This is a genomic window from Plesiomonas sp. (assembly GCF_051652165.1).
Classification (GTDB): Bacteria; Pseudomonadota; Gammaproteobacteria; order Enterobacterales; family CAMTGL01; genus Plesiomonas.
On record NZ_JBOFTR010000004.1, the window covers coordinates 22,381 to 46,761 of the forward strand.

The following is a 24,381-nucleotide window of genomic DNA, read 5'->3' on the forward strand; positions in this document are numbered from 1 at the left end:
CGTTATTAGAGTAGTGGGGTAAAGAAGTAAAACATCTTCTCGGTAATTTTATGCAGTAATGGGCGCTGGGCCCACTGGTTGATATTGAGTAGGGTAGATCGGGCGATGTAGTCATCCTGCACAATGCCTAGCCGTTCACCAAAGTTGGTATCATCAATAGCAATGGTGACTTCAAAATTGAGCCACATACTGCGGATATCTAAGTTCACTGTACCAACAAGGCTGAGATGATCGTCAATAAGCAGACTTTTGGCATGCAGCAGACCATCTTCAAATTGGTGAATTCTGACACCTGCGGTAAGTAATTCATCAAAGAATGCTCGACTTGCCCAGCCGACCATCAGAGAATCATTGTGTTTAGGCAGTACAATATCAATTTGTACACCACGTGAAGCGGTTGAACAGAGTGCCAGCATCAGGCTGTCATCGGGGATAAAATACGGTGTTGTCATCACGATACGTTTACGTGCAGAGAATATGGCCGTAGACAGTGCTTGTGGTAACAGATCTTTAGGAAATCCAGGCCCTGATGCAAGTACTTGTACTGCATGTGCATTATCTGGTGTTCCAGGCAATATGGAACAATTAGGAAGCGCGGGAAGATGGCGCTCACCGGTTTCAACCTCCCAATCCCATGCATAAATACAATTGAGAGCAGAGGCTGCCGGCCCTTCAATACGTACCATCATATCAACCCATTGACCAACCCCAGCGTTTTGTTTAAAAAAATGAGGATCGACCATATTCATGCTGCCAGTATAAGCAATCGCGTTATCAATGATGATAATTTTACGATGCTGGCGAAGATCCATTCTTTGTAGAAAAACCCGTAATGGATTTACATGTAAGGCTTCTATTAAAGCGATGTTGGCAGTACGAAATAGATGTGGGTATTGGCTACGAAAAAACTTTATGCTGCCAACAGAATCAAGCATAACTCGACACTTTACACCGCGCTTAGCTGCATCTAAAAGTGCATTGATAATGCTATCAACTTGCCCACCACTGTGCCAGATATAAAACACCATTGAAATGGTGTGAGTTGCTAGAGAGATATCATGGGCAATACTTTTTAAAATATCATTAGGTGTTGTAAATAAGTTGAGTTGATTACCATTAATACACGGTGTTTTGAGCCTACGGCGACATAAATTAAATAGTGGTGCTGCGGTATGGCTAGATTTTAAATTAACGAGTTGATCACACTGACTAAGCGTATTAAACCAGTCAGAAAAAGGTTTCCACATCGCTTGTGAGCGTGCCGCTCGACGTGAACCTAGATATAGCTCACCAAAGAGTAAATAGGCTGCAATACCCAATAACGGTAAAATGTAAATGACCAACAACCATGCCATTGAAACGGCAACAGTACGGCGTTTCATCAAGACTCTGAAGGTTACTCCAGCAACCAGTAGCCAGTAGCCAAAAATAAGTATCCAGTCGACGATATTAACAATGTCAGAAAAGTATTTCATTTTACGTCAGCTTTATCTTTTTTTTCAGTAGGTTAAGTATTTATACGGCTTGGTGAAACTGTTCTGACTGTATAAATTATGTGTAATTGTTACGCTTAAATTTTTATCTATAACATAACAGGGGTATAATTTATCCACTATTTGTGGGGTATTCATGTTTTCGATTGTTTTTCAACACCTTGATTTTATTGTTATTAATAAGCCTGCGGGCATAAGTGTACACCGTGATGATGAGGCAGTAGGATTAACAACGCAAGTTGCACAACAATTAGGCGTTGAGCAAGTCTGGTTGGTGCATCGTTTAGATAAAATGACATCAGGCCTTCTTATTTTAGCACTGAATGCTTCAGCAGCCGCAGCATTATCTATGCTTTTTGCCCAGCGTAAAGTTGAAAAATTTTATATTGCAATTTCTGATAAACAACCACAGCGTAAACAAGGGAAAATAGTGGGTGATATGCAACGCTCTCGGCGTGGAAGTTGGAAGTTGCTCTCATCTCAGCATAATCCAGCGGCAACTCAATTTTTTAGTGCGGGAACCGGAATTGGAAAGCGATTATTTATTATCAAACCATTAACCGGAAAAACACACCAAATACGTGTAGCATTAAAAAGTGTTGGTGCTGCAATTTTAGGTGATTCTTTATATGCAAGCAGTATAGCTGATCGCGGTTATTTGCATGCATGGCAATTGCGATTTATCTACCAAGATGAGTGTTACGCGCTGAGGGTAATGCCTGATGTTGGTGAGTGGTTTCTACATCCAGCAGTGCTTACACAATTAATACATTGGCAGAACCCATGGGATTTACCTTGGCCATCACTCTTGTTACCTCAAGGAGTAGTTCAAACCAATGAACTGGAAGATTAATGCTTATCGTTTATTATGCAGATAGATAGACGAGTAATGTATTGAATAAATTCACGGGTATTAAAAAAATAAAAGGTACCCGTGATATTTTGTTATGAGCAACTTTTGCTATTGAGTGCCAATTGTCCAACAGGTTGGCTTTGTAGACTGTTAACTGTAATTGTGTAGGTAACACCTTTTTTGAGTAAATGACGAATTTCATCACTACGGCACATTTGTATTTTATATGCATCTAAAAATTGGTTAGGTGACTGATCATTAGGTTTTTGTTGATTATCTTGTATAAAAATCAATTTAATATTGCTAACAAGTTTGTTAGCAACAACCAATGTATAGCCATCTGATTGCATCGGTAAATATTTAGTCAGTTTATTGACTTGAATTGCAGCAAGATTTTCAGCATCTTGTTGTGATTGAGATGCTGCGCATCCGACAAGAGCTAATATGATGAGTGAGCAGCTAAGTTGACGTAACATAAAGAGTTAATCACCTATCTAAGGATCTGTTAATGTAAATAGGATTCTATTTATATCATATCATATTATATCAATATAATTCTCAATCGTTAGAGAGTGTAGCATGAGTATATAAGATAAAATGAGTGATGTTTGATTGAGGTCTATTTTAAAATACGTAGTCAGGTTATATTCAATGCTGTGCATACCCTTTGGTTTTTAGTCGGGGAATACTTTACGAAATGGCTTTACGGTAACATATTGGTATACGCCAGCTATTTTATAGGGATCAGTGTCAGCCCATTGTGTTGCACTGGCTAAATCATCAAATTTAGCAATAATAATTGATCCACTATAACCAGCATTACCGGGATCTTCTTGATCGATGGCAGGATTAGGACCTGCAACTAAAAGACGCTCTTCTTGTTGTAGTTTATGTAATCTAGCAAGGTGTTGAGGCCGAGCTAACAGCCGTTTTTCTAAGCTATTTGGTGCATCTTCAGCAATGATAACATATAACATTATGATTCCCCGTCTAAGAAAATATTATTCTATAAAATATAAGCATACCGGACACTAAAAACAGATACTCTATAGCATCTTTTAATAGTATAAATGAACATATTTATGATGATTTATTACTACTTTTTATTCTTAAAGTGTGACTTAAAGCAGCGTGATTTATAATAAAAAAGTTGAGTGCTAATAATAAAATAAAAAACAGGCAGAATAAAGTAAATACCTACCTGTTTTTCTTAGATAAAAGATGAGATGTTTGGCATTTTTACTCTATTTTAGTAGAGCAATAAGCACAGAACTAACATTTATACTGCTATTTTGTTGTAGCTTGTTGTAATGCTAGAGCTTGTTCATGAATTTTAGCTTTCATTGTACTAATTTTTTGCTGTGGATTTTTTTGGCACTCTTGAATAATCATGGGTGTAATTGAACCTACAACTTGAGCATCGACATAATCACCATTTTTGTAGTGAGTATTAGAATTTGCTACCCAAAATGTCATTGGTGTTTGAGCTTGTGGGTTTAATAACAAAAAATCTTGACATGTCATATCTTGTGGTACGGGTACTATTGAAACAGTAGGAGCAGTAGCAGCAAAAGAAGCACCGGAAAAACACAGTGCAGCAAATGTTATACCGAGCATGGTTTTTTTGTTCATATTTTGCTCCTTAAATGTATAAAACAACAGTAAATGTTAACAGATACTGTTTAATTAAACATTAACGCTAACTATTAATGTCAGCAATGCGATAAAAGACAAAAATTCATGTTATTTGTATGGGAGTGTTTCTGCGAGTAATGATCTTATATTGATAAATACTAAGTAGAGAAAATCAATCAATAAAACAGATGAATAAGGCAGTATATTGCACGTTGATACTGCCTTGAATGGGCTTGGTAATAAAAGCTACTTATTATTTTCAATAACAGACTTAGACTCTTCTTTTGCGAGAATTGTGGATGTGGTTTTCTCTGCAGGATTTGATTTTGGCGGTTGAACAACACTATGGCGTACACGTGAAGCGGTAGGACGACTGCGATGATAAGCCGGTAATGGAGTCATAAATTCCTCTGGTTCACAAGAACTGAGTTTCATTTTAGTAATCGTATTAAGTTTACTCTTGTGCAAGAGAGTTTTGAATGGGATTACAGAAAAATAGTATGAAATATTTAACAGATTTTAACGATAAACAAAATAAAAAAATACCAAAAAGTGATTCATTTACAGTATTTATCGATTAAATTTTGCCACATGATCATCATATTCATCTGACTTTATATTAAAAAGAATACAGGAAAATACATTTTTTTAATTTGGTTTGTTTGAAATGTTATTTTAAATCAAAGAGTAATGTTGTGTACTGCTTGAATGAGCATTTTAGTATAAATTTCTTTTGGATGAGCAAAGAGATCCTCTGTTTTACCCTCTTCAACAATGCAGCCCTCTTTTAAAACAAGCATTCTGTGACACAGTGCTTTAACAACTGTGAGATCATGGCTAATAAAGAGATAAGAGAGTGAGTGTGTTTGTTGTAACTGTTTTAAAAGATCAAGAATTTGGGCTTGTACGGTTCGATCTAATGATGAAGTGGGCTCATCTAAAATAAGGAGTTGAGGCTTGAGAATTAAGGCACGGGCAATAGCTATTCGCTGGCGTTGTCCACCGGAAAACTCAAAAGCATAGCGGTGGCGGGTTGCTGGGTCTAAGCCTACCTCTTGCATAATCGCGATGACACTGGCTTCACAGGTTTGAGGGCTGGGGTTGGCGTGCAGTTTAAATCCTTCAGCAATAATTTCACCCACTGGCATACGTGGGCTGAGTGCTGAAAATGGGTCTTGAAAGATTATTTGAATACGTGAACGGTAAGGCAGCATCTGTTTGCGGTTAAACGTATTGAGTGCATGATCAGCAAACTCAATATTGCCTTGTGCGTCAATCAGGCGTAATAGGGCGAGGCCACAGGTACTTTTGCCAGATCCACTCTCTCCAACTAACCCTAAGCTTTCACCTTTGCGCAGGGTAAAACTAATGTTATTTACTGCTTTGATATGATCAACGGTACGTTTGAAAAAGCCTTTTTTTATTGGAAACCAAACCTGTAAATTATCAACTTGCAGCAGTTCAGGGGCTGGTGAAGTGATTGGAATAGGTTTTCCACGTGGTTCGGCATGAATTAATTGCTGTGTATAGGGGTGTTTAGGGGTAGAAAACAGTGCTGCTGTGGTTGCGGTTTCTACTATCTGCCCGTGGCGCATGACAGCAACACGGTTTGCTAATGATTTTACGATATTGAGATCATGTGTGATAAACAGCATCGCCATATTGAGATCGCGTTGTAACTGTTTTAGCAAGGTCAGGATCTGTGCCTGTACCGAGACATCGAGTGCGGTGGTTGGCTCATCGGCAATCAGCAGATCGGGTTCATTAATTAGCGCCATCGCAATCATAATACGCTGACGTTCACCACCTGAAAGCTGGTGGGGGAATGCCGATAGCTTTTTCTCCGGATGCCGGATGCCTACTTTGTGTAACCATGCCAAAATCAGTGTATCAGCCTGTGTGCCACTGATGCCTTGATGAATATCGAGTGACTCAGCTAACTGTTGCTGTACCGTATGCAGCGGATTGAGCGAAACCATGGGTTCTTGGAATATCATGCCAATTTTATTGCCCCGAAGCCCGCGCAATTGTTGCTCGGTGCTGTGCAGCAGATTATTACCGGCATAGGTGATATCACCTTTTGGATAGTGCACACTCTCTGGATGCAGTTGCAAAATGGAGAGGGCGGTGACAGATTTTCCCGATCCACTTTCACCGACGAGAGCCAATGTTTCCCCGCGCATAATGGTGAGCGAGATATCCTGCACCAGCGTGGTATCGGTTTTTCCCTGCCTGACATTGATATGCAGATTGCGGATCTCAATGAGGGGAGAATTGGCCGGTGATTGATTCGTGTGCGTTATGTGGCTGCAGTTATCCATCATCAATACGCCTTTTGAGGGTCATAGGCATCGCGCAATGCTTCACCAATAAAGACCAGTAAAGAGAGTAACAGGGATAACACCACAAAAGCGGAGATCCCAAGCCATGGGGCTTGTAAGTTAGCTTTACCTTGCGCTAATAACTCACCTAAAGAGGGAGAACCTAAAGGTAAACCAAAGCCAAGAAAATCGAGCGAAGTGAGCGTAGTAACAGAGCTGCTGAGAATGAAGGGCAAAAATGTCAGTGTGGCCACCATAGCATTAGGCAGAATATGTCGCCACATAATCAGATGATCGGGGATACCCATTGCATGGGCTGCGCGGATATAGTCAAAATTTCTGGCCCGTAAAAACTCGGCTCGAATAACCCCAACAAGATTCATCCAGCCAAACAGTACAGTAATACCCAGCAGCCACCAAAAGTTAGGCTCAACAATGCTAGATAAAATAATTAGTAAAAAAAGGGTCGGCATGCCTGACCAAACCTCAATGAAACGCTGTCCAAGCAAGTCTATTTTCCCGCCATAATAGCCTTGCACTGCGCCAACAATAATACCAATAATGCTTGAAAGAAAGGTTAATGAAAACCCAAATAAGATTGAAATACGCAAGCCATACAGTAAACGAGCAAGAACATCACGCCCTTTATCATCAGTGCCTAACCAGTTGATATTGGTTGGCGCAGAAGGTGCAGCCGTTTGCAAGTTGTAATTGATAGTGTTGTAACTAAAGCGGATTAATGGCCACAGCATCCAGCCATGTTGTTCTATTTTTTCACTGATATAAGGGTCACGGTAATCTGTTTCTGTTTCAAAATCACCACCAAAGGTGGTTTCGGTATAATTAGAAAATACTGGGGCGTACAGATCTCCGCGATAATAAACTAATAGCGGTTTATCATTGGCGATAAATTCAGCACCAAGGCTGATAATAAAGATCAGCATAAACAACCATAACGACCAATAACCACGTTTATTCGCGCAAAAGCGTTGCCAGCGTTGTTGTGCTATTGATGTGCTAAATAGTGCCATTATTTGCGCGCCTCAAAGTCAATTCGAGGATCTACAGCGGTATAGGTTATGTCACTTAAAATACCTAGTAGCAACCCAAGCAGAGTGAATATGTAAAGGGTGCTAAACATGACAGGATAGTCACGCTGCATAGTCGCTTCAAAACCAAGTAACCCTAAACCTTCAAGGGAAAACATTACTTCTATCAGCATTGAACCAGTAAAAAACATGCTGATAAATGCGGCAGGAAAACCGGCAATAATGAGCAGCATGGCATTACGAAAAACATGTTTATACAGTACTTTCTTTTCTGATAAGCCTTTTGCCCGTGCAGTGGTGACATATTGCTTGCGAATTTCATCAAGAAATGAGTTTTTAGTCAGCATGGTGAGCGTGGCAAAACCGCCAATAACGGTGGCAACAATGGGGAGTGCCATATGCCAGAAGTAGTCGGTTATTTTTCCATACCATGAAAGTGAATCAAAATTCTGTGAAACTAATCCACGCAGAGGAAACCAATCAAAATAACTGCCCCCAGCGAAGAGTACAATCAATAAAATAGCAAATAAAAAACCGGGAATAGCATTGCCGATAATGATTAGGCTGCTGCTCCAAATATCAAATACTGAACCGTGGCGTACTGCTTTTTTTATTCCTAGAGGAATTGAAACAAAGTAAATAATCAGTGTGCTCCATAAGCCAATAGAGATAGAGACAGGTAATCTATCAATAATAAGTTGTGTGACAGAGCTTCCTTTAAATAGGCTATCACCAAAATCAAAACGCAGATAATCCCACAACATACTAAAATAGCGTTCATGCAAGGGTTTATCAAAACCAAAACGTGTTTTAATTGCTGCAACAACTTCTGGATCTAAGCCTCGTGAACCGCGATATGTACTCTCTTGTGCGTGAGTATTAGAAATATTCACTTCAGCACCTGCATTGCCATTAAAGCGGCCAAGAACATCAGCATCTTGTAATTGAATGGCGGCAATCGCTTGGTCAACTGGCCCACCGGGAGCAATTTGTACAATAAAAAAATTAACAGTAATAATTGCCCACAGCGTTGGGATAATTAAGAGTAATCGCCGCAATAAGTAAGTTGCCATATTGCATTTCCCTGCTTTGTTATTTTCTACCTAACTGGCCGAAATAATGGCCAAAGGGAGTTAAATTCTTATTAATTATACAATGTAATAAAAATACGTTATGCCATTAGCCTTAATTTATTGGCGTTTGGCCGGTAATTTCATTGCTTTATTGATATCGACCCACCATGTATCAAACCCAAGTGCATATTCAGGGCGCATTTCTGGTTTACCAAATTTATCCCAATAGGCAATACGAAAGTTACTCATGTGCCACTGTGGGATCACAAACATATTCCATTGTAAAATGCGATCAAGAACACGGCCGAGTGCGAGTAAACGTTTAGGATCATGCTGAGAGCGGTCGATGTATTCTGTTAGTGTATCTATAACATGGTCAGTGACACCCGCAAGATTATAGGTAGAGTCAATATATTTGCTATGCCAAGCTAGTTTCAGATCTGGGCTCGGATAGGCCGATGCAGCATACCCACTGGCTATCATATCAAAGTCACGTTTACGTAATCGATTGATATATTGTGAAGTATCCACTACACGGATATTCATTGTAATACCTAACCGAGCTAAATTTTGTTGTAACGGTGCAGCAATACGCTCATTAGTACTGTTATACGTTAATAGTTCAAATTCAAAAGGCTGACCAGTGGTTGTATTCACAAGTTTACCATTTTTAACTTTCCAACCTGACTGTTCTAGTAGTTGCATCGCTTTGCGCAAATTAGGGCGGTTATTTCCTGAACCGTCAGAGCTTACGGGCTGATACTCGGTTGTGAATATCTCTTGTGGAACATGGCTTCTGTAGGGAGAGAGAATTGCCAGCTCATCTTCTGAGGGTAAGCCTTTCGCTTCATAGGCTGTATTTTGAAAATAGCTACGGGTGCGATTATATTGGCTATAAAACATGGTTTTATTCAGCCATTCAAAATCAAAGGCTAAGTTAATAGCTTCGCGGACATTACGCTGATTAAACAGTGGTTTTTGTGTATTAAAGACGAGCCCTTGCATACCTTGTGGTGTTTTATGGGGGATAGTCTCACGCAGAATATAGCCTTTGTTGAAGTTTGGGCCGGTATACAGTGTTGCCCAATATTTTGCGACATTCTCTTCACGAAAATCGTACTCACCCGCTTTAAACGCTTCTAGCGCAACAGTGTCATCACGATAATAGTCATAGCGAATAGTATTGAAATTGAATCGTCCACGATTTACCGGAAGATTGGCTGCCCAGTAATCAGATTGTAGTTGATAAGTGACTGACTGGCCAAGCGCAAATTTGCTGATCGTATATGGCCCACTACCAATAGGGGGGGTTGTGAGTGGCTCGGCCAAATTGCGTTTTTCCCAATAGTGTTTGGGTAAAATTTTTAATCCGCCAATTAAACTTAATAGCAGTGCGCGATCAGGATGTTTTAAATTAAAACGAACAGTAAGTGGAGAGATAGCTTCAACATTGCGGACATTTTGGTAATACGTTTTAAATTGTGGCACACCTTGTTGCATGAATTTATAAAATGAAAATACAACATCTTCAGCGCGAATAGGCTGTTTATCATGGAAGCGGGCGTTCGGATTAATACGCACTTCCATCCACGCAAAATTGCTCGGATAACGGGCAACTTCAGCAATGAGTGGGTAGTAACTCTCAATTTCGTCGGCAGAAGGGGTAAACAGTGTATCGTAAAGAGTATCTGTATCAATGGCCGCTACGCCGCGTTGGGCAAATCGGTTAAAATTATCAAATGTGCCAATTGCATGGAGTGTTATATTTCCGCCTTTAGGGGCAGCGGCGTTTACATAATCAAATTGAGTAAATTCAGAGGCGTATTTTGGTGAGCCTATTGCAGCAAAAGCATAACCATCATTAATTTCGGCATTGATATGGGTATTATCATGCGCAATATTTTGATATTGCACTGTGTTGACAGCCGGTGTGTTAAGTGTTGCCGCATTCACTGAGAATACGCTGCATACAGAGAGTGTAGACAGCGCAGCTAGATAGAATTGGCGGATAAAATACATCTTAATCACTCCTTTCGCTATAGTTTCTCATCATGCATGTGCATAAGATTTTATAACGAAAAAAGCGGGCTATCTATTTTGACGATCGCATTGAAAATACATTTTCATTGATATGATTCGCAAAATCATACGCTAGATCGGCAATGTTAAGTCGCTTCGTTAACAGAAATCACACGACGAGCCTGACGATAACGGTTCTTCCAGTAACCGTCATTCAGGTTCGAGATCATAACCCCTGAACTGGTTGATGCGTGGACGAACTTACTATTACCAATATAGATGCCAACATGACGACCTGTCGAGCCCGTTTTAAATAAAACAAGATCACCGGGTTGAAGATGTTTTTTATTGATAAGTTTGCCCGTTGTTTGCTGATCACGGGTAGAGCGTGGAAGCTCAATCCCAAATTGTTCAAAGAAAGTACGTTGTACGAATGCAGAGCAATCAATGCCTTTCTTGCTATTACCACCTAATCGATAGCGCACGCCACGCCATTCAGAGAATTGCTCAAGAATGCGTGTTTTAACATTAATTGTCGTATTGCTGACTAACTCTTCAAACTCAGCCTGAGAAGCTTGCTGTACTTGCGATATATGCGTTTCCGCACTCTTATCAGTATGAGTCTTGGTATGTGTTTTAGTGGCTGTTGTGCTACACGCTGAAAGCAGAAGCATCAAGGTTGCCATTGGCAGCGTTCGTAAGACCTTGTTAAAGGCCGAGGGACCCTCTGTCATTGGTAACATTTCCTTTTGTTCATTCCATTGAATGTATCGAGTTATGGGTAAACAGATCAGCTCAACGTTTTTCAGACTACGAATTGCTCATCATTAGGGCAAATTAAAGATCTCTAAAACGTGCACTTGCCCACATTTATGCAGGACATTGACTGCCATTATTTTCAGATCTTTCCACATTTTGTACAGTTTTGTAGCACGAAATGCACAACGGACCGCGATACTACCTAAAAACGCAGGGTATTTCGAGCACTCTTTTATGCAAGATGATGCGTTTGTTGTTTGATTGAGCATCTGCGTTACTATGTATTTCCTCTTCGCGAAGAATTATTACGTATTTTTTACCTATTAACCTCAAGGTGTTAGCCTGAAGTTTTTTTATGATAAGAGGCATTGTTGTGTTTATCCGGAGTGTTAAATAAGCGTTGCATGAATAATTATGCGAAATTTTGATTGAAATAGATTTTGATGTCATGTTTTTTGTATCTCTTTCATAATAAAAACACGTTATTTTTACGGCTTTTTATGGGGCGGTGAGAGCTGTAAAAGAGGAATAGCAGACTCTCTGATGAGAGGCATAGACACTTTGTATATTGCTGCGCAGGTTGCTAGACAAGAGGAGAGTGTGAGCTTGAGCATATAAGTTTATTCTCTGAGCGTGAAACTGATCACGCTATCTTGTTCCTCTTTGAGTAATCGTTTGCGTAGCGGTGCGTAGTACGTATCATGTTTCCGGTAACAGTTCTGTTCATTTGAGGTAAACATGTCGCTGTCTAAATCTGTTCTTGCCCTAACGATTACTGCTGTATCTGTGGCGGTTTCATTTTCATCTTATGCTGTAGAGAAAGCAGATTTAATGATCACAGATGCTACGGTACTCACTATGAATGCTGAAAACCGTGTATTTGAGCAAGGTACTGTGGTTGTGAAGGGCAACAAAATTGTGGCAGTGGGTGGCCCTGAGGTTGCAAAACAGTACGAGGCAACCACGGTGCTTGATGTGGATGGTGATATTGTGATGCCTGGGCTGATTAATACTCATACTCATGCCTCGATGACGGTATTCCGTTCGTTAGCTGATGATGTGCCAGACCGTTTACACCGCTATATTTTCCCGCTGGAAAATAAGATGGTTTCGCGCGATATGGTGCGGGTTGGTGCGAATTTGGCGAATATAGAGATGATTAAAGGTGGGGTGACCACCTATGCGGATATGTACTATTTCGAAGATGAAGTGGCTAAAACCGTGGATAAAGCGGGTATGCGTGCCATTTTAGGTGAGTCGGTGATCAAGTTTCCGGTTGCGGATGCAAAAAATGCGGATGAAGGCATTCAGTATGCGGTGAATTTTATTCAGCAGTATAAAAATCACCCACGTATTACACCGGCTTTTGCACCGCATGCACCGTATACCAATACGACCGAGCATCTGCAAAAGATTGCTAAATTGTCTCAAGAGCTTGATGTGCCGGTGATGATTCATCTGGCCGAAACAGATCGTGAGCAGGAAGAGATTGCTAAACGTACGGGCGGGAAAAGCCCCGTGCAGTATATGGCAGATATCGGTGCGCTGAATAATAAAGTGCTGGCTGCGCATGCGATTATGGTTGATGAAAAAGATATCGATCTGCTGAAAAAGTACGATGTGGGTGTGGCACACAATATGAGTGCCAATATCAAGTCAGCTAAAGGCGTTGCTCCGGTGACTCAGATGCTGGAGAAAGGCGTTCGCGTTGGGTTGGGGACTGATGGCCCGATGTCAGGGAACACGCTGACCACAATGGATGAGTTAGGTCAGGTTGCGAAGGTACATAAATTGGCGACCAAAGATCGTGCAGCAATGCCACCATTGACGGTTGTTGAGATGGCGACCATGGGGTCGGCACGTGCTCTGCATATGGAAGATAAAATCGGTTCTCTTGAAAACGGTAAGCTGGCGGATGTGATTGTTGTTGATACAAAAGCGCCAAACATGGTGCCAATGTATAACCCGTTTGCTGCACTGGTTTACGGTGCGTATGGTGCGAATGTTCGCCACACGATTGTTGATGGCAAGGTGTTGATGCAAGATCGTAAAGTGCTGACATTAGATGAAGATGCGGTGCGTAAAGAAGCACTGGCATTTGCAGATAAAGTGCGTCAAACCGTGGTGGAGAGTGGTGAAGTTGTTAAATAACCACGTTTTTGATGTGTTTGGCTTGTAAGCTATGTATATACAGGTTAGGTAAATGAGAGCCCTGAATAGTGAAGTCTATTTGGGGCTTTTTGCTTTTTATCCATGAAATAGCTGTGTAATCTACCTGAGTTTCTTGAGTCAATACGACAAGATGTAGTGCAATGCGTTTATTGTTTAACAAGGAGAAGTTACCGATGTTTCCTGTCGATACACATACTCACACCGTTGCGAGTACACATGCGTACAGTACCATTCATGATTATATTGCACAGGCTAAACTCAAGGGTATTCGTCTATTTGCAACCACTGATCATGGCCCTGAAACGGCTGACTCTCCGCATCACTGGCATTTTATGAATTTACGGGTATTGCCACGTGTCGTTGAGGGTGTCGGTATTTTACGCGGTATTGAGGCTAATATTCGCAATGTTGCCGGTGAGATTGATTGTAATGACAAGATGTGGGCGGTGTTGGATCTGATTCAGGCCGGTCTGCATGATCCCTTCTTTATCCCGCAAGACAAAGATGTGCATACACAGGCTTTGATTAATACGATTAAAAGCGGAAAAGTTCAGATTATTACTCACCCAGGAAACCCTAAATTTCCGATTCATGTTGATGAGGTTGTGCAGGCTGCGGCAGAGTATCGGGTTGCGCTTGAGGTGAATAATTCATCGTTTGTGGTCTCACGACAGGGCAGTGAGCTGACGTGTCCGGCCATTATTGATGCAGCAAAACGGCATGGCGCTTATCTGGTGATGGGGTCTGACTCGCACATTGCCTATAGTTTGGGTGATTTTGAGCACTCACTGCGTTTAATTAATGCGGCTAATTTTCCGCATACACGGTTATTAAATACATCCCCCCGTAAGTTGCTCGATTTTTTAGAGATGCATGGAAAGCCTGCAATTTCGGAGTTTGCAGATTTTTAATATCCCTCTTAGAGAGGTGAAATATATGGGTAACGCACTGCGTGATCAGTGTTATTTATAAAAACATAAGCTATTTTTACTGCGGCTTTCGTGAATTTTTAGTTAATTTTCCCGAAGAGATCGAGGTGTGTTAAATACAGCCGAACGTCAAATTCTAGCTGGTGGTAACGGGGTTCAATGTGCTGACACAATTGGTAAAAAGCTTTGTTATGATCTTTTTCACGAAGGTGGGCCAGTTCATGTACAACTATCATACGTAGAAAATCGGCTGGTGCATCTTTAAACAATGACGCTATCTGAATTTCTGCTTTAGCTTTGAGTTTGTTTCCCTGCACTCGTGAAATAGAGGTATGCAGACCAAGAGCATGTTTGATGACACTGATTTTGCTGTCGTAATAGACGCGATTAAGTGACGGTGCATTACGCAGGTAGTCATTTTTCAGGGCCATAGTATATTGATACAGTGCTTTATCATTGTTGATATTGTGTGGATTAGGGTAGCGTTCTTGCAGTAAACGGCCAAGCTGCCCTTTTTCGATAACCTGAAAGACTTGTTGTTTTAGACTGTCAGAGTAGCCATTGAGGTATTTTAGTTCGATAGTCATAGCTGATGAGCTCCTGAATAACGGCAAATATCTGCTATTCATGCAGTATCAGCAATAAAAAAGGCTTGTGTGTATTTGAATCACTGAGCCAATGGCGAGTGGTCATGGGGTTTTGAGTCAGAGTAATATTATCATAAGATGATATATTGATATCCTAAATGAATAATTGCGGTATTTGGCACTTAATTGTAAACGTGCCATACACTGTTATATATACATTGTGAGTGCTTAATACTCATTTAGCACGTTATAGACAATATTAATAGATTATATACTTCGGGTTATATACGCTGTTGGTGTGGTAACCGGTGTTTTTAGTAATTCCGGAAGGTTATCTTTCCCTATCAGGTGTAATGCCCCTACGACAACCATGTAGCGACCTGCAGGCATGCCTTTAAGTTTATCAGCCCATTTTTGATTTCGTTCGGCTAACAGTGGGCTATGTAGACCTTCAGCTAAATCAGGAATAGTGTGTAAAGTAGGTTCATTAGCATTGGGCTTGACCCATAATGCCTCAACTTGACGCAATGTATCTGCGGTGGTATTCCAGTCTTCAAGTGTTTCAATGAGCAGTGGTAGGCCATTATCCTCAAGTGTTTCAAGGATGTTCATTTGTGCTTGCGAGCCTTCAAGTTCGATAATCGGTAAACCACGCTGACGAGCATAGTTCAATATTTGGTAATCAACGCCGTATTCTGCTTTCATCCCCATTTTTTGCGCTTGCATTGCTTGCAGTGTAAGTGCTGCTTGCCATGGATGTAGACTATTAAGTAAATCTACAGAAATACCCGTTTCTTGTGCATAGCGTTTTAGTAAGCTGATTTGAGAAGCAGTGAGCAAGGCAGAAAGTGGTTTTTCTGGTGGTGTAATTTTAGTTAGCGGAGTATCTGCAGTGATATCTGCCTCTACAATCAGTGCATCGATATTATCGAGTTTACGCAGCAGCTCTGGGGGCAGTGTAGAGAGGCGATCACTGGCCATGTGAATACTACCAACCAGTTCGAGATCAACATCATCAAGACGGACATCAACAGCGGGATAGGCTTGTGCTAGAGGTGATAATAGACCCAGCCATAAGGCTAATCGGGTCAGTAGTTTTTTCATGCTGTTGCTCCGGAAAAAAGTATTCTCTACTTCAGAAAATGGGGGCTACGAAAAGTTCCCGCAAGCCCCATTGTGTAAATAATTCTGTTTCCGTTTATCGCTACGGTTATCTATGCTGTTTAACGTTATGTTTATGCGCCATTTTGTCGGCTGTAAGGTGTTTGTTTTCCTTGTGCATCAAAGGCTAAAACTACATAAGGATCTTTTTGGTCGCCTTGTTCCATACCTGGGCTACCAATAGGCATTGCGGGTGTACTGATGCCACTAATCGCTGGTTTTTCTTTGAGCATTCGACGCACATCAGCAGCCGGTACGTGCCCTTCAACGGCATAGCCTTCAACAATAGCAGTATGGCATGACATTAAATCAGGGGTGATGTGGTGTTGCATTTTGAGTTTGTACATCTCATTGTCTTCCATCATCACAGTTTTAACGTTAAATCCCTCTTTTTGCATATACTCTGCCCATTTAGAGCAGCAGCCACAATACGGGGATTTATACATAGTCATATCAGTTGCTGCTGATGCAGTAGCAGAAATTAAGGCTAAAGATGCAGCAAAAAGAGCACGTTTCATGTTGATTCCTAATTATGTTGTTGGGCTGTTGCGCGGTGTAAAGCGCAATAGTCTATTGGCATTCGAAACCACCGTAATGGAAGAGAGTGCCATTGCCGCTCCTGCGACAATCGGGTTAAGCAGTAGCCCGATAAATGGATATAAAATTCCTGCGGCAACAGGAATACCTAGCGAGTTATACACGAATGCACCAAACAAGTTTTGTTTCATGTTGCGCAATACAGCCCGTGATAGTGACATTGCATCAGCAACACCGTGTAAACTGTGACGCATCAAAGTCATTGCTGCAGTTTCAATGGCCACATCACTGCCACCTCCCATTGCAATACCGACATCAGCTTGAGCTAATGCTGGGGCATCGTTAATGCCATCGCCAATCATGGCAACCACTTGACCTTGTTGTTGCAAGCGGCGAATTTCTGCGGCTTTGCCATCAGGCAGCACACCGGCAACAACATGATCTATTCCCGCTTCTTGGGCGATAGTTTCGGCAGTGAGTGGGTTATCACCAGTGAGCATTACCAGTGTAAATCCTTCTGCACGTAAGCGTTGCAATGCACTGATACTGTCACTGCGCAGCGGATCACGAATAGCAAACAATGCAATAAGTTGTTGATCGCATGCGAGCAGAACAGGTGTAGCACCTTGTCTTGCTGTGTGTTCAAGGGCGGGGATGATATGCGCGACATCAATTTGTTGCTGTTGCATTAAGGCTAGGTTGCCCAAGAATAGAGAGTGACCATTTATTGCAGCTTGTACGCCTAACCCACGTAGCGTTTTAAACTCGGCCACTTCAGGGATGTGAAGGCCATCGGCTTTTTGCAAAATAGCCAACGCCAGTGGATGACTAGAGCCTTGTTCGAGAGCTGCAGCCCACTGCAATACCTCTGTTTCACTGTGGTTATTGAGCGTGGTGATTGCGGTGACTTTTGGTCGGCCTTCGGTCAGTGTGCCGGTTTTATCAAAAACTAATGTATCAACTTTACTTGCTTGTTGCAGCGCATCAGCATCGCGAATGAGTACACCAAACTCTGCTGCACGGCCTACACCAGAGATAATAGACATTGGGGTTGCTAGGCCTAGCGCACAAGGGCAAGCAATGATCAATACGGTAGTAGTAATAGAGAGGGCATAAGCAATATGTGGTTGTGGGCCAACAAAGAACCAAATAGCGCCACTGATTACCGCAAGGGCAATCACCACAGGAACAAAGACCGCAGAGATTTTATCCGCTATCCGGCCAATTTGTGGTTTGCTGCTTTGGGCACTGCGCACAAGATGGATAATACGTGAAAGAGTTGTTTGGCTACCAACGGCACGAGCAGTAAATAGAACGCTACCATCTTGCACCACAGTACCGGCATGTACGGTATCTGTAGCTTGTTTTTGTTGTGGGATAGCCTCACCTGTTAGCATGGCTTCATCAAGCCATGCTTCGCCACTGAGTATGTCGCCGTCAACCGGTACACGATCTCCAGTGGTGAGGCGTAAAATCATACCAGTTTGCACTTGTTCTAGCGGAAGTATGTGTTCACTGCCCTCGATGATGACTCGGGCAGTCGGAGGGGTGAGATCGAGCAAACGCTCTAACGCGGCAGACGATCGTGAACGTGCCTTTTGCTCAAGTGCATGCCCAATATTAATCAGGCCAATAATCATGGTACTGGCTTCAAAGTACAAGTGTCGGGCTTCAATCGGGAAAAATTGTGGCCAAAGTGTGACAACCATTGAGTAGAGCCACGCAACACCCGTACCAAGCGCAACCAGTGTATCCATTGTTGCTGAACCGTTTTTCAACGCACGCCATGCACTGGTGTAAAAGTGTCGCCCAGTGAGAATCATAACCAGTAGCGTCAAAATACCTAAGAGTTTCCATAACCCTTGATTGTTCGCGGTGATCATCATGTTATCGCCGAACATCCCCCAGATCATCAGAGGAATACCCGTACCCAATGCCAATACTGACTGCCAGCGTAAACGGCGTAATGTATCATCGGCTGATTTTTGCTGTTTCTCTCGGCGCAGGGCTTCATCAACCACCACTTCCGCTTCATAGCCTGCATCAGCAACCGCTTGTACGAGTGCGGTAGGATCAGGTGCACCCATAACCAATGCTGTGCGTTCAGCCAAATTGACGCGTGCTTGTGTCACACCGCTGACATTTTGCAGTGCATTTTGTACTTTGCTTACGCAGCTTGCACAGCTCATTCCGTTTAGCATGAGCTGAATAGCTTCATTCTCAGCGATGTGAGAAGTAGAGCCTATATTATTTGGTGCGCTCAGTGTTGGTTGAGGAGTGTGTATTTTATTTGTGGTGATATGAGCAATATCTGTCGGTTCGGCCATGACAGCAGTAAATGGCTGATCCGGTTGTATTACGGTTTCTGCAACTACCGGCATAGCCACTCGTGCCACTAAGGGCACGGGTGTGATAACAGAGCTGATGTTCTCAGTTGTGTTAGTCAGTGCGACCGGTATTACTGCCGAAGTACGTGCAGATGTGCTGACGTGCTCCGGCTCAGGCTTTTTTACGTTATCCTCAATAGCTTGGTAGCCTGCGGTTTGTACTGCGGTGATTAACGTTGCGCTATCTACTGCGCCGTAAATACGGGCTGATGTTTTATCCACATCGGCAAATACTACGCCATCAACCTGCTCAAGTGCTTGGCGTGTATTGTTAATGCAACTTTCACAGGCAAGCCCTTGTAGAGCCAGTGCTATTGTTGGGGTGGTTACTGTATGAGCTTTGTATCCTAAGTCAGTAATGCTATTGATTATTTCAGCAACTGTGGCATTACCCGTAACACACGCATAGGTACGGGTAACTTTTGCGTCAGTAATATTGTCATGCTGTAAGAGGGCAGTTTTTACTTTATTGACACAACCCATGCAGCTAAGACCGTCAAGCGATAGGATCGTAATATGTGACATAAGTCTGTTCCTTTTGGTAAAGAGTGCATACAGAGCACTCTGCGTTGAAGCACTCACTTTTGTAAAGATGCGCTTCTTTTTAACCACTGTGTAGTAAGATAAAGGTTACAGCAAGGGGAAGGTCAAGAGCTATTACTGAAAAGTATCAACTCAGTAAAGAAGGTAAGTAGAGATGAATATCAGTGAGGTCGCAAAACTAACGGGCTTAACCGCAAAAACATTACGGTTTTATGAGGATAAAGGCTTAGTCATACCGTTGCGGCAAGATAATGGTTACCGTGTTTATTCGCAGAAAAATCAAGAGGAGTTAACGTTATTACGCCAAGCTCGGTTAGTTGGCTTTAGTTTAGATGAGTGTGCTCAGTTACTGGATTTATTTCGTAATCCAGCACGACGCAGTGCAGATGTTAAAGTCAAAACAGAACAGAAAATTGTTGAACTTGATAAACAAATTGCTGATTTAACACAGATGCGTCGGATATTATCGACATTAGTACAAGAGTGCCCTGGTGATGATAAAGCAGAGTGTCCGATTATATCAGGTTTAAGTCAGCTCTCTTACCCGTCTGATGTGCCTGTTGTTCAACAGGTATCTCAACTACTTTGTTGTCATCCAATAGCAGAACAATCTGGTGAGCTTGATAAATAGGCAACAATAAAATAGAAAAGAGGATAAAAAAATCCCCACACAGAGTGTAGGGATGATATAGCAATACGAATAAAAGCGATCAATAAGGCTAGATAATACGTTTATAAACGTTCTCTTTAGCTCATTTTATGAATCATGCTCTCTTTTTGGCTTTCATCTTTGGTATCATTTGCACGTGGCAAATAGTTCCAGATATAACGTACAGCAACATAGGCAATAATCGCACTAGCAACAATCAGTTCAATATTTGCAAGCATATGAACTTGGTTGACATATTGAGCTGAAACACCCCATGTTTGTAGCAGATGACTCAGTTTAAACAGAGCAGTTGCACCAATGGCCATTGGGAATGTAAAGGCAGCATAACCTGGGCTAAATGGCAGACGCAACAGTGAGAAAAATGCCAAATAAATTAGCGTTGTCATTAAAATAGCGATACCAAACAATAGCGCAACGATAACAGGCGATGGGTTGCTCATTACAGTTAAGTAACCTGCTAATGAGAGGCTCGCCGGTGCTGCCATAATCGCAATAGTAGGTTTTGCACCATCAGGCACGTTATGGGTAAAGATGAAGCGATATAGCATCAGTGGTAGCATAATCGCATAGCAAATCATCCCAAAATTTTGTAAGTACTGTGCAACATGAATCAGTGCAGGTGTATGTGGTGCTGACACTGCGGCAACAATAATACCAATAGGGGGCACGAACCAGCTAGGAACCATGTGGTGCAGTGAGAAATCACGTGCTCGGTGTATTGTAAATACAGATAAAAAGATTAGATGCAGTACAACTGCAGCAATCCATAATGCGATACCAATTTCAGGAGCATGATGGCTAACGGTTGCTGAAACCACCATAACGCCCATTGCAAATGTTGGTACAACACTACCTACAACAGGGTGTGCTAAATCATCAAGCAGCAGTTGCGGGTGCAACAAAAACTTAATGGTTAAAACAGCTAACATTGTTCCACCGATAATTGCACCGATGAGTTGCGCCATTCCATTCAGAGGGGTGAAGTTTTCCCAACACCATAAAACACTTGCAATACCCAAGGCTAATCCTGCCATGGGGGTTGGAACTTTACTGATTCTTCTGTGGATGGACTGGATCATAGATGCCTCGGAGAGTCTTATTTCAATGTCATCTATGATATATGCATTCGTTAAGTAATAATATTTTAATAAACTTAATGTGTTGTTAAATAAAACTGTTCAGCAAACTTATGCAGCAAATCTGTAATAACTAAGCAATAATTGGGTGCATTTGGTTGCATTCTACTCACCATGAAGGTTGAATTAATGAGTCTGACACTCAAGCAACTCAAAGTGTTTAGTGCGATTGCGCTGCACGGAAACATGACACAAGCGTCGGAAGCGTTGTTTCTGACCAAACCTGCGTTGAGTATGGCACTGCAAGAGTTAGAGAGGCAGCTAGGCCAGCGTTTGTTTGATCGAGTCAATAATCGTCTGCATTTAAACAGCCAAGGTAAACGTTTATTGCCTATGGCAGATGAGCTGTTGCAACGGGCACAGCTTATCGAGCAGACTTTTAAACAAGATACTGAATTAAGTGGGAGTTTGTATATCGGGGCGAGTAATACAATTGGTAATTATATGTTACCGACAATGCTAGGTGCATTTATTGCCCGTCATCCTGAATGTGCACCTCATATTATTATTGATAATACACATGTTTTAGTGGGCAAATTAACGCGTTTTGAGCTAGACATTGCACTGGTTGAAGGGGGGCTGCATGATCCACAATTGATGCTCACCGATTGGCAGCAAGACGAAATGTGGTTGGTGGTTTCACCTCAACATCCGCTGGCATTGCGGTATCAGCAGCAAGGTGTGCTAACGTTAGCTGATTTTGAAGATCAGTATTGGATTGTGCGTGAGTTAGGTTCTGGTTCGCGCGAGAGTTTTAATCAAGCCATTGCTCTGCATCTTGATTCGTGGCATTTGCGGTTAGAGCTAAATCAAAGTGAAGCTATTTTAGGTGCATGCCGTGCGGGATTAGGTATTGGATATATGCCTGCTGTGGCACTGACAACTGATATTATGCTCGGTACGTTATGTCAGTTACCTATTCCATTGCCTACGCAAAGACAACTACGAATAGCGGTACATCGTGATAAGTATGTATCACCACTCTTACGCTGTTTTCTTGATTTTTGTATGCAGTGGCCTGATACACATATGCAAGAGTAAGTTGTAATAAGTAAAAAGCATTAGATGATATTTTGTGATCATTCCCTCAGGGGTTTACAAAGAGGGAACAATCACAACATGATGTTTATAAATAATTTTCTAATATGGATTAGGCATTAATAAAATACATTATTTTATTAGTAGAGTAGTGCATACAGTTGACGACGATACTGTGAGGCAAGTGAGTCTGTATTGCCAAGTGCAGTCACAATATCCATGAGTGTCTTACGTACATTCCCATTAGCGATACCCAAATCTTTGCGTAAAAAACGCATCAATAATGAAAGGGCTTCTTCATTACGGCTCACCTGATGCAACTGTAAGGCTAATTTAATTGCTAACTCTGCATTCTCTGGTTCGTTACTCATTTCGCGTTGTAATTGCTGAATTTCTGGAGAATCAGCAGCCTGACGATGTAGCTCTATCTGTGCGATAAGCCCTTGCCAGCGGCTATCGCGATCTTGCAGTGGAATACTATTTAATATCGCTTCGGAATCATCAATATGATGGGTAACAAGGTAGGTTTCAGCCAACAGCAGTGCAATATCACTGGCATTTTTTGATAGTACTAATGCTTCTTGGAGAACAGGAATCGCTTCTTGGTGTTTTCCCTCACCGAGCAGTTGAATGGCCTGTTCAAGTTTCACTTCATCTTGCTGTGGTAAAATTTGTAGTAGTTTTTCGCGGATCTCGCTTTCAGGTAATGCGCCCTGAAAACCGTCAATCGGTTCACCGTTTTTAAACAAATACACCGTAGGTAAGCTTCGAATACCAAATTGGGAAGCAACAGCAGGCTGTTTATCACAGTCTACTTTAGCCAAAATGAATTGCCCTTGATATTCGTGAGCCAGTTTTTCGAGTATTGGCAGTAAGGTTTTACAGTGTGAACACCACTCTGCCCAAAAATCGAACACCACCGGTTTTGTTTGTGCGGCTTCTAGAATATCGTGCAAGTTGGCATCAGTAACATCAATAATGTACGACATATTAGCAAAGCTAGTGTCTGTCTGGTTGTTTTCCATAATAACCCTCAAAAACTAATGCATTATTTTCATAATAAGAATATGGGGTGGGATGTGTTCAGTATCAAGTGAGCTTCAGTAGGTCTTGGTATTTAGGTATTAGATAATGGGTTAATCACCTTTTGCCAAGACGTTATCAAGCCATCTATTTGGTAATATACGCCGCAACAGTGAAAAGAGTTTAGTGGGGGTAGTCAGTGTGTAGCGTGCTTTTGGGCGATCACTTTCTAGTGCGTGGCGAACTAGCGGTACAATAGCGTTTGCTGGCAGTGTAAAGCGATTGGTACTTTGGGTTTTTGAAAGGCGCTCAATATGTTTTTCATACGCGTGGCTATGTATGCTACGCGTATTATCTATATGGCGTAAAAAAGCTGCTAGTGCATTTGAGCGAAAGCGAGTAGCAATGGGGCCTGGTTCTATCAGGCTAATAAAGATTGGGCTACCGCGAAGTTCAAGGCGTAAGGTATCTGTTAACCCTTCTAGTGCAAATTTACTGGCATTATAAGCACCACGGTATTTCATTGCGACTAGCCCAAGAATCGAGCTATTTTGAATGATGCGCCCAGTACCTTGTTGACGCATGATAGGTAGCACTAATGTTGTTAGCTCATGCCAACCAAACAGGTTTGTTTCAAATTGCTCACGCAGTGCTGCGCGCGAGAGATCTTCAACCGCACCGAGTTGCCCATATGCGCCATTATTGAATAGGGCATACAGTGTGCCTCCGGTTAATGCGAGGGTTTTTTCTACTGCACGGGCAATACTTTCACTGTCAGTAAGATCAAGTTGAATGGCGGTTAACCCTTCACGTTGTAACCGAGCAACATCATCAAGATGGCGACAACTGGCAATAACTTGATAGCCAGCGTGTTGTAACGCAATGGCAGTTTCATATCCTATGCCAGAAGAGCAACCAGTAATCAAAATTGATTTTGCTATTTTAGCTGTTTTTTTGCTATTTAGGTATTTATCCATTTTGGTGTTATCCGTTTCT

22 protein-coding genes are annotated in these 24,381 nt (G+C 41.9%); 5 read left to right on the forward strand and 17 right to left on the reverse strand.

The features are described from left to right. Positions 1-5: 5 nt before the first annotated feature. Positions 6-1,475, reverse strand: coding sequence for a cardiolipin synthase (gene cls / locus ACRC53_RS02705; RefSeq protein WP_438642036.1), 1,470 nt, complete (start codon positions 1,473-1,475; stop codon positions 6-8). A gap of 154 nt (positions 1,476-1,629) precedes the next feature. Here cls and ACRC53_RS02710 point away from each other — a divergent pair, with 154 nt between their 5' ends. After that, positions 1,630-2,346, forward strand: a complete 717-nt coding sequence (locus ACRC53_RS02710) for a TIGR01621 family pseudouridine synthase (protein WP_438642037.1) — start codon at positions 1,630-1,632, stop codon at positions 2,344-2,346. Between the two features lie 92 nt (positions 2,347-2,438). Here ACRC53_RS02710 and gspS2 read toward each other — a convergent pair whose 3' ends face one another. The 9 genes from gspS2 to mepS all read right to left on the reverse strand — a co-directional run bounded on the left by gspS2 (position 2,439) and on the right by mepS (position 11,177). After that, positions 2,439-2,822, reverse strand: coding sequence for a type II secretion system pilot lipoprotein GspS-beta (gspS2, locus tag ACRC53_RS02715; RefSeq protein ID WP_438642038.1), 384 nt, complete (start codon positions 2,820-2,822; stop codon positions 2,439-2,441). A gap of 198 nt (positions 2,823-3,020) precedes the next feature. After that, entirely contained in the window at positions 3,021-3,323 is a 303-nt protein-coding gene (locus ACRC53_RS02720; RefSeq protein WP_438642039.1) for a YciI family protein, read from the reverse strand. A 310-nt stretch (positions 3,324-3,633) separates the two neighbouring features. Next, positions 3,634-3,978, reverse strand: a complete 345-nt coding sequence (locus ACRC53_RS02725; RefSeq protein WP_438642040.1) for an HdeA/HdeB family chaperone — start codon at positions 3,976-3,978, stop codon at positions 3,634-3,636. 249 nt (positions 3,979-4,227) lie between these two features. After that, complete coding sequence (locus tag ACRC53_RS02730; RefSeq protein WP_438642041.1) at positions 4,228-4,383, reverse strand: hypothetical protein; 156 nt, start codon at positions 4,381-4,383, stop codon at positions 4,228-4,230. Between the two features lie 278 nt (positions 4,384-4,661). Further along, complete coding sequence (locus ACRC53_RS02735) at positions 4,662-6,305, reverse strand: ABC transporter ATP-binding protein (RefSeq protein ID WP_438642042.1); 1,644 nt, start codon at positions 6,303-6,305, stop codon at positions 4,662-4,664. Beyond that, complete coding sequence (locus tag ACRC53_RS02740; protein ID WP_438642043.1) at positions 6,305-7,333, reverse strand: ABC transporter permease; 1,029 nt, start codon at positions 7,331-7,333, stop codon at positions 6,305-6,307. Before ACRC53_RS02740 ends, ACRC53_RS02735 begins: the two co-directional genes overlap by 1 nt. Continuing rightward, the gene (locus ACRC53_RS02745) at positions 7,333-8,424 is read right to left on the reverse strand and encodes a microcin C ABC transporter permease YejB (protein WP_438642044.1); all 1,092 of its coding nucleotides are present in this window, start codon (positions 8,422-8,424) and stop codon (positions 7,333-7,335) included. The genes ACRC53_RS02740 and ACRC53_RS02745 overlap by 1 nt, the downstream gene beginning before the upstream one ends. Before the next feature lie 117 nt (positions 8,425-8,541). After that, positions 8,542-10,443: an extracellular solute-binding protein gene (locus ACRC53_RS02750; protein WP_438642045.1), complete on the reverse strand. Its 1,902-nt coding sequence runs from the start codon at positions 10,441-10,443 to the stop codon at positions 8,542-8,544. 146 nt (positions 10,444-10,589) lie between these two features. Further along, positions 10,590-11,177: a bifunctional murein DD-endopeptidase/murein LD-carboxypeptidase gene (gene mepS / locus ACRC53_RS02755; protein WP_438642046.1), complete on the reverse strand. Its 588-nt coding sequence runs from the start codon at positions 11,175-11,177 to the stop codon at positions 10,590-10,592. A gap of 763 nt (positions 11,178-11,940) precedes the next feature. On the opposite strand from mepS, the gene ACRC53_RS02760 reads away from it, so the two are divergent. Further along, the gene (locus ACRC53_RS02760; protein WP_438642047.1) at positions 11,941-13,353 is read left to right on the forward strand and encodes an amidohydrolase; all 1,413 of its coding nucleotides are present in this window, start codon (positions 11,941-11,943) and stop codon (positions 13,351-13,353) included. A gap of 194 nt (positions 13,354-13,547) precedes the next feature. Then, positions 13,548-14,285, forward strand: a complete 738-nt coding sequence (locus tag ACRC53_RS02765; protein ID WP_438642048.1) for a phosphatase — start codon at positions 13,548-13,550, stop codon at positions 14,283-14,285. Between the two features lie 98 nt (positions 14,286-14,383). Here the strand turns inward: ACRC53_RS02765 and ACRC53_RS02770 are convergent, their stop codons facing one another. From ACRC53_RS02770 to copA, 4 genes are all read right to left on the reverse strand, one after another. Continuing rightward, positions 14,384-14,890 (reverse strand): YgjP-like metallopeptidase domain-containing protein, encoded by a 507-nt coding sequence (locus ACRC53_RS02770; protein ID WP_438642049.1) that lies wholly within the window; start codon positions 14,888-14,890, stop codon positions 14,384-14,386. A gap of 267 nt (positions 14,891-15,157) precedes the next feature. Beyond that, positions 15,158-15,994, reverse strand: a complete 837-nt coding sequence (locus ACRC53_RS02775; RefSeq protein WP_438642050.1) for a TraB/GumN family protein — start codon at positions 15,992-15,994, stop codon at positions 15,158-15,160. Between the two features lie 131 nt (positions 15,995-16,125). Further along, positions 16,126-16,569 carry a DUF411 domain-containing protein gene (locus ACRC53_RS02780; protein ID WP_438642051.1) on the reverse strand — a complete coding sequence of 148 codons (444 nt, stop codon included), beginning with the start codon at positions 16,567-16,569 and terminating at the stop codon, positions 16,126-16,128. Positions 16,570-16,581: 12 nt separating this feature from the next. Continuing rightward, positions 16,582-19,500 carry a copper-exporting P-type ATPase CopA gene (gene copA / locus ACRC53_RS02785; RefSeq protein WP_438642052.1) on the reverse strand — a complete coding sequence of 973 codons (2,919 nt, stop codon included), beginning with the start codon at positions 19,498-19,500 and terminating at the stop codon, positions 16,582-16,584. Between the two features lie 172 nt (positions 19,501-19,672). Here copA and cueR point away from each other — a divergent pair, with 172 nt between their 5' ends. Next, positions 19,673-20,149 (forward strand): Cu(I)-responsive transcriptional regulator, encoded by a 477-nt coding sequence (gene cueR, locus ACRC53_RS02790; RefSeq protein WP_438642053.1) that lies wholly within the window; start codon positions 19,673-19,675, stop codon positions 20,147-20,149. A 116-nt stretch (positions 20,150-20,265) separates the two neighbouring features. Here cueR and ACRC53_RS02795 read toward each other — a convergent pair whose 3' ends face one another. After that, positions 20,266-21,267, reverse strand: coding sequence for a TDT family transporter (locus tag ACRC53_RS02795; RefSeq protein WP_438642054.1), 1,002 nt, complete (start codon positions 21,265-21,267; stop codon positions 20,266-20,268). A 186-nt stretch (positions 21,268-21,453) separates the two neighbouring features. Between ACRC53_RS02795 and ACRC53_RS02800 the strand changes: the two genes are divergently transcribed. Next, positions 21,454-22,365: a LysR substrate-binding domain-containing protein gene (locus ACRC53_RS02800; protein WP_438642055.1), complete on the forward strand. Its 912-nt coding sequence runs from the start codon at positions 21,454-21,456 to the stop codon at positions 22,363-22,365. 137 nt (positions 22,366-22,502) lie between these two features. Here the strand turns inward: ACRC53_RS02800 and ACRC53_RS02805 are convergent, their stop codons facing one another. Further along, positions 22,503-23,387 carry a tetratricopeptide repeat protein gene (locus tag ACRC53_RS02805; RefSeq protein ID WP_438642056.1) on the reverse strand — a complete coding sequence of 295 codons (885 nt, stop codon included), beginning with the start codon at positions 23,385-23,387 and terminating at the stop codon, positions 22,503-22,505. Between the two features lie 111 nt (positions 23,388-23,498). Further along, positions 23,499-24,326 carry an SDR family oxidoreductase gene (locus ACRC53_RS02810; RefSeq protein WP_438642487.1) on the reverse strand — a complete coding sequence of 276 codons (828 nt, stop codon included), beginning with the start codon at positions 24,324-24,326 and terminating at the stop codon, positions 23,499-23,501. Positions 24,327-24,381: the final 55 nt, after the last annotated feature.

What these genes read in the sequence shown, in the direction of transcription:
- cls (WP_438642036.1), bottom strand. Translation starts at nt 1,475, where the DNA reads ATGAAATACTTTTCTGACATTGTTAATATCGTCGACTGGATACTTATT.
- ACRC53_RS02710 (WP_438642037.1), top strand. Translation starts at nt 1,630, where the DNA reads ATGTTTTCGATTGTTTTTCAACACCTTGATTTTATTGTTATTAATAAG.
- gspS2 (WP_438642038.1), bottom strand. Translation starts at nt 2,822, where the DNA reads ATGTTACGTCAACTTAGCTGCTCACTCATCATATTAGCTCTTGTCGGA.
- ACRC53_RS02720 (WP_438642039.1), bottom strand. Translation starts at nt 3,323, where the DNA reads ATGTTATATGTTATCATTGCTGAAGATGCACCAAATAGCTTAGAAAAA.
- ACRC53_RS02725 (WP_438642040.1), bottom strand. Translation starts at nt 3,978, where the DNA reads ATGAACAAAAAAACCATGCTCGGTATAACATTTGCTGCACTGTGTTTT.
- ACRC53_RS02730 (WP_438642041.1), bottom strand. Translation starts at nt 4,383, where the DNA reads ATGACTCCATTACCGGCTTATCATCGCAGTCGTCCTACCGCTTCACGT.
- ACRC53_RS02735 (WP_438642042.1), bottom strand. Translation starts at nt 6,305, where the DNA reads ATGATGGATAACTGCAGCCACATAACGCACACGAATCAATCACCGGCC.
- ACRC53_RS02740 (WP_438642043.1), bottom strand. Translation starts at nt 7,333, where the DNA reads ATGGCACTATTTAGCACATCAATAGCACAACAACGCTGGCAACGCTTT.
- ACRC53_RS02745 (WP_438642044.1), bottom strand. Translation starts at nt 8,424, where the DNA reads ATGGCAACTTACTTATTGCGGCGATTACTCTTAATTATCCCAACGCTG.
- ACRC53_RS02750 (WP_438642045.1), bottom strand. Translation starts at nt 10,443, where the DNA reads ATGTATTTTATCCGCCAATTCTATCTAGCTGCGCTGTCTACACTCTCT.
- mepS (WP_438642046.1), bottom strand. Translation starts at nt 11,177, where the DNA reads ATGACAGAGGGTCCCTCGGCCTTTAACAAGGTCTTACGAACGCTGCCA.
- ACRC53_RS02760 (WP_438642047.1), top strand. Translation starts at nt 11,941, where the DNA reads ATGTCGCTGTCTAAATCTGTTCTTGCCCTAACGATTACTGCTGTATCT.
- ACRC53_RS02765 (WP_438642048.1), top strand. Translation starts at nt 13,548, where the DNA reads ATGTTTCCTGTCGATACACATACTCACACCGTTGCGAGTACACATGCG.
- ACRC53_RS02770 (WP_438642049.1), bottom strand. Translation starts at nt 14,890, where the DNA reads ATGACTATCGAACTAAAATACCTCAATGGCTACTCTGACAGTCTAAAA.
- ACRC53_RS02775 (WP_438642050.1), bottom strand. Translation starts at nt 15,994, where the DNA reads ATGAAAAAACTACTGACCCGATTAGCCTTATGGCTGGGTCTATTATCA.
- ACRC53_RS02780 (WP_438642051.1), bottom strand. Translation starts at nt 16,569, where the DNA reads ATGAAACGTGCTCTTTTTGCTGCATCTTTAGCCTTAATTTCTGCTACT.
- copA (WP_438642052.1), bottom strand. Translation starts at nt 19,500, where the DNA reads ATGTCACATATTACGATCCTATCGCTTGACGGTCTTAGCTGCATGGGT.
- cueR (WP_438642053.1), top strand. Translation starts at nt 19,673, where the DNA reads ATGAATATCAGTGAGGTCGCAAAACTAACGGGCTTAACCGCAAAAACA.
- ACRC53_RS02795 (WP_438642054.1), bottom strand. Translation starts at nt 21,267, where the DNA reads ATGATCCAGTCCATCCACAGAAGAATCAGTAAAGTTCCAACCCCCATG.
- ACRC53_RS02800 (WP_438642055.1), top strand. Translation starts at nt 21,454, where the DNA reads ATGAGTCTGACACTCAAGCAACTCAAAGTGTTTAGTGCGATTGCGCTG.
- ACRC53_RS02805 (WP_438642056.1), bottom strand. Translation starts at nt 23,387, where the DNA reads ATGGAAAACAACCAGACAGACACTAGCTTTGCTAATATGTCGTACATT.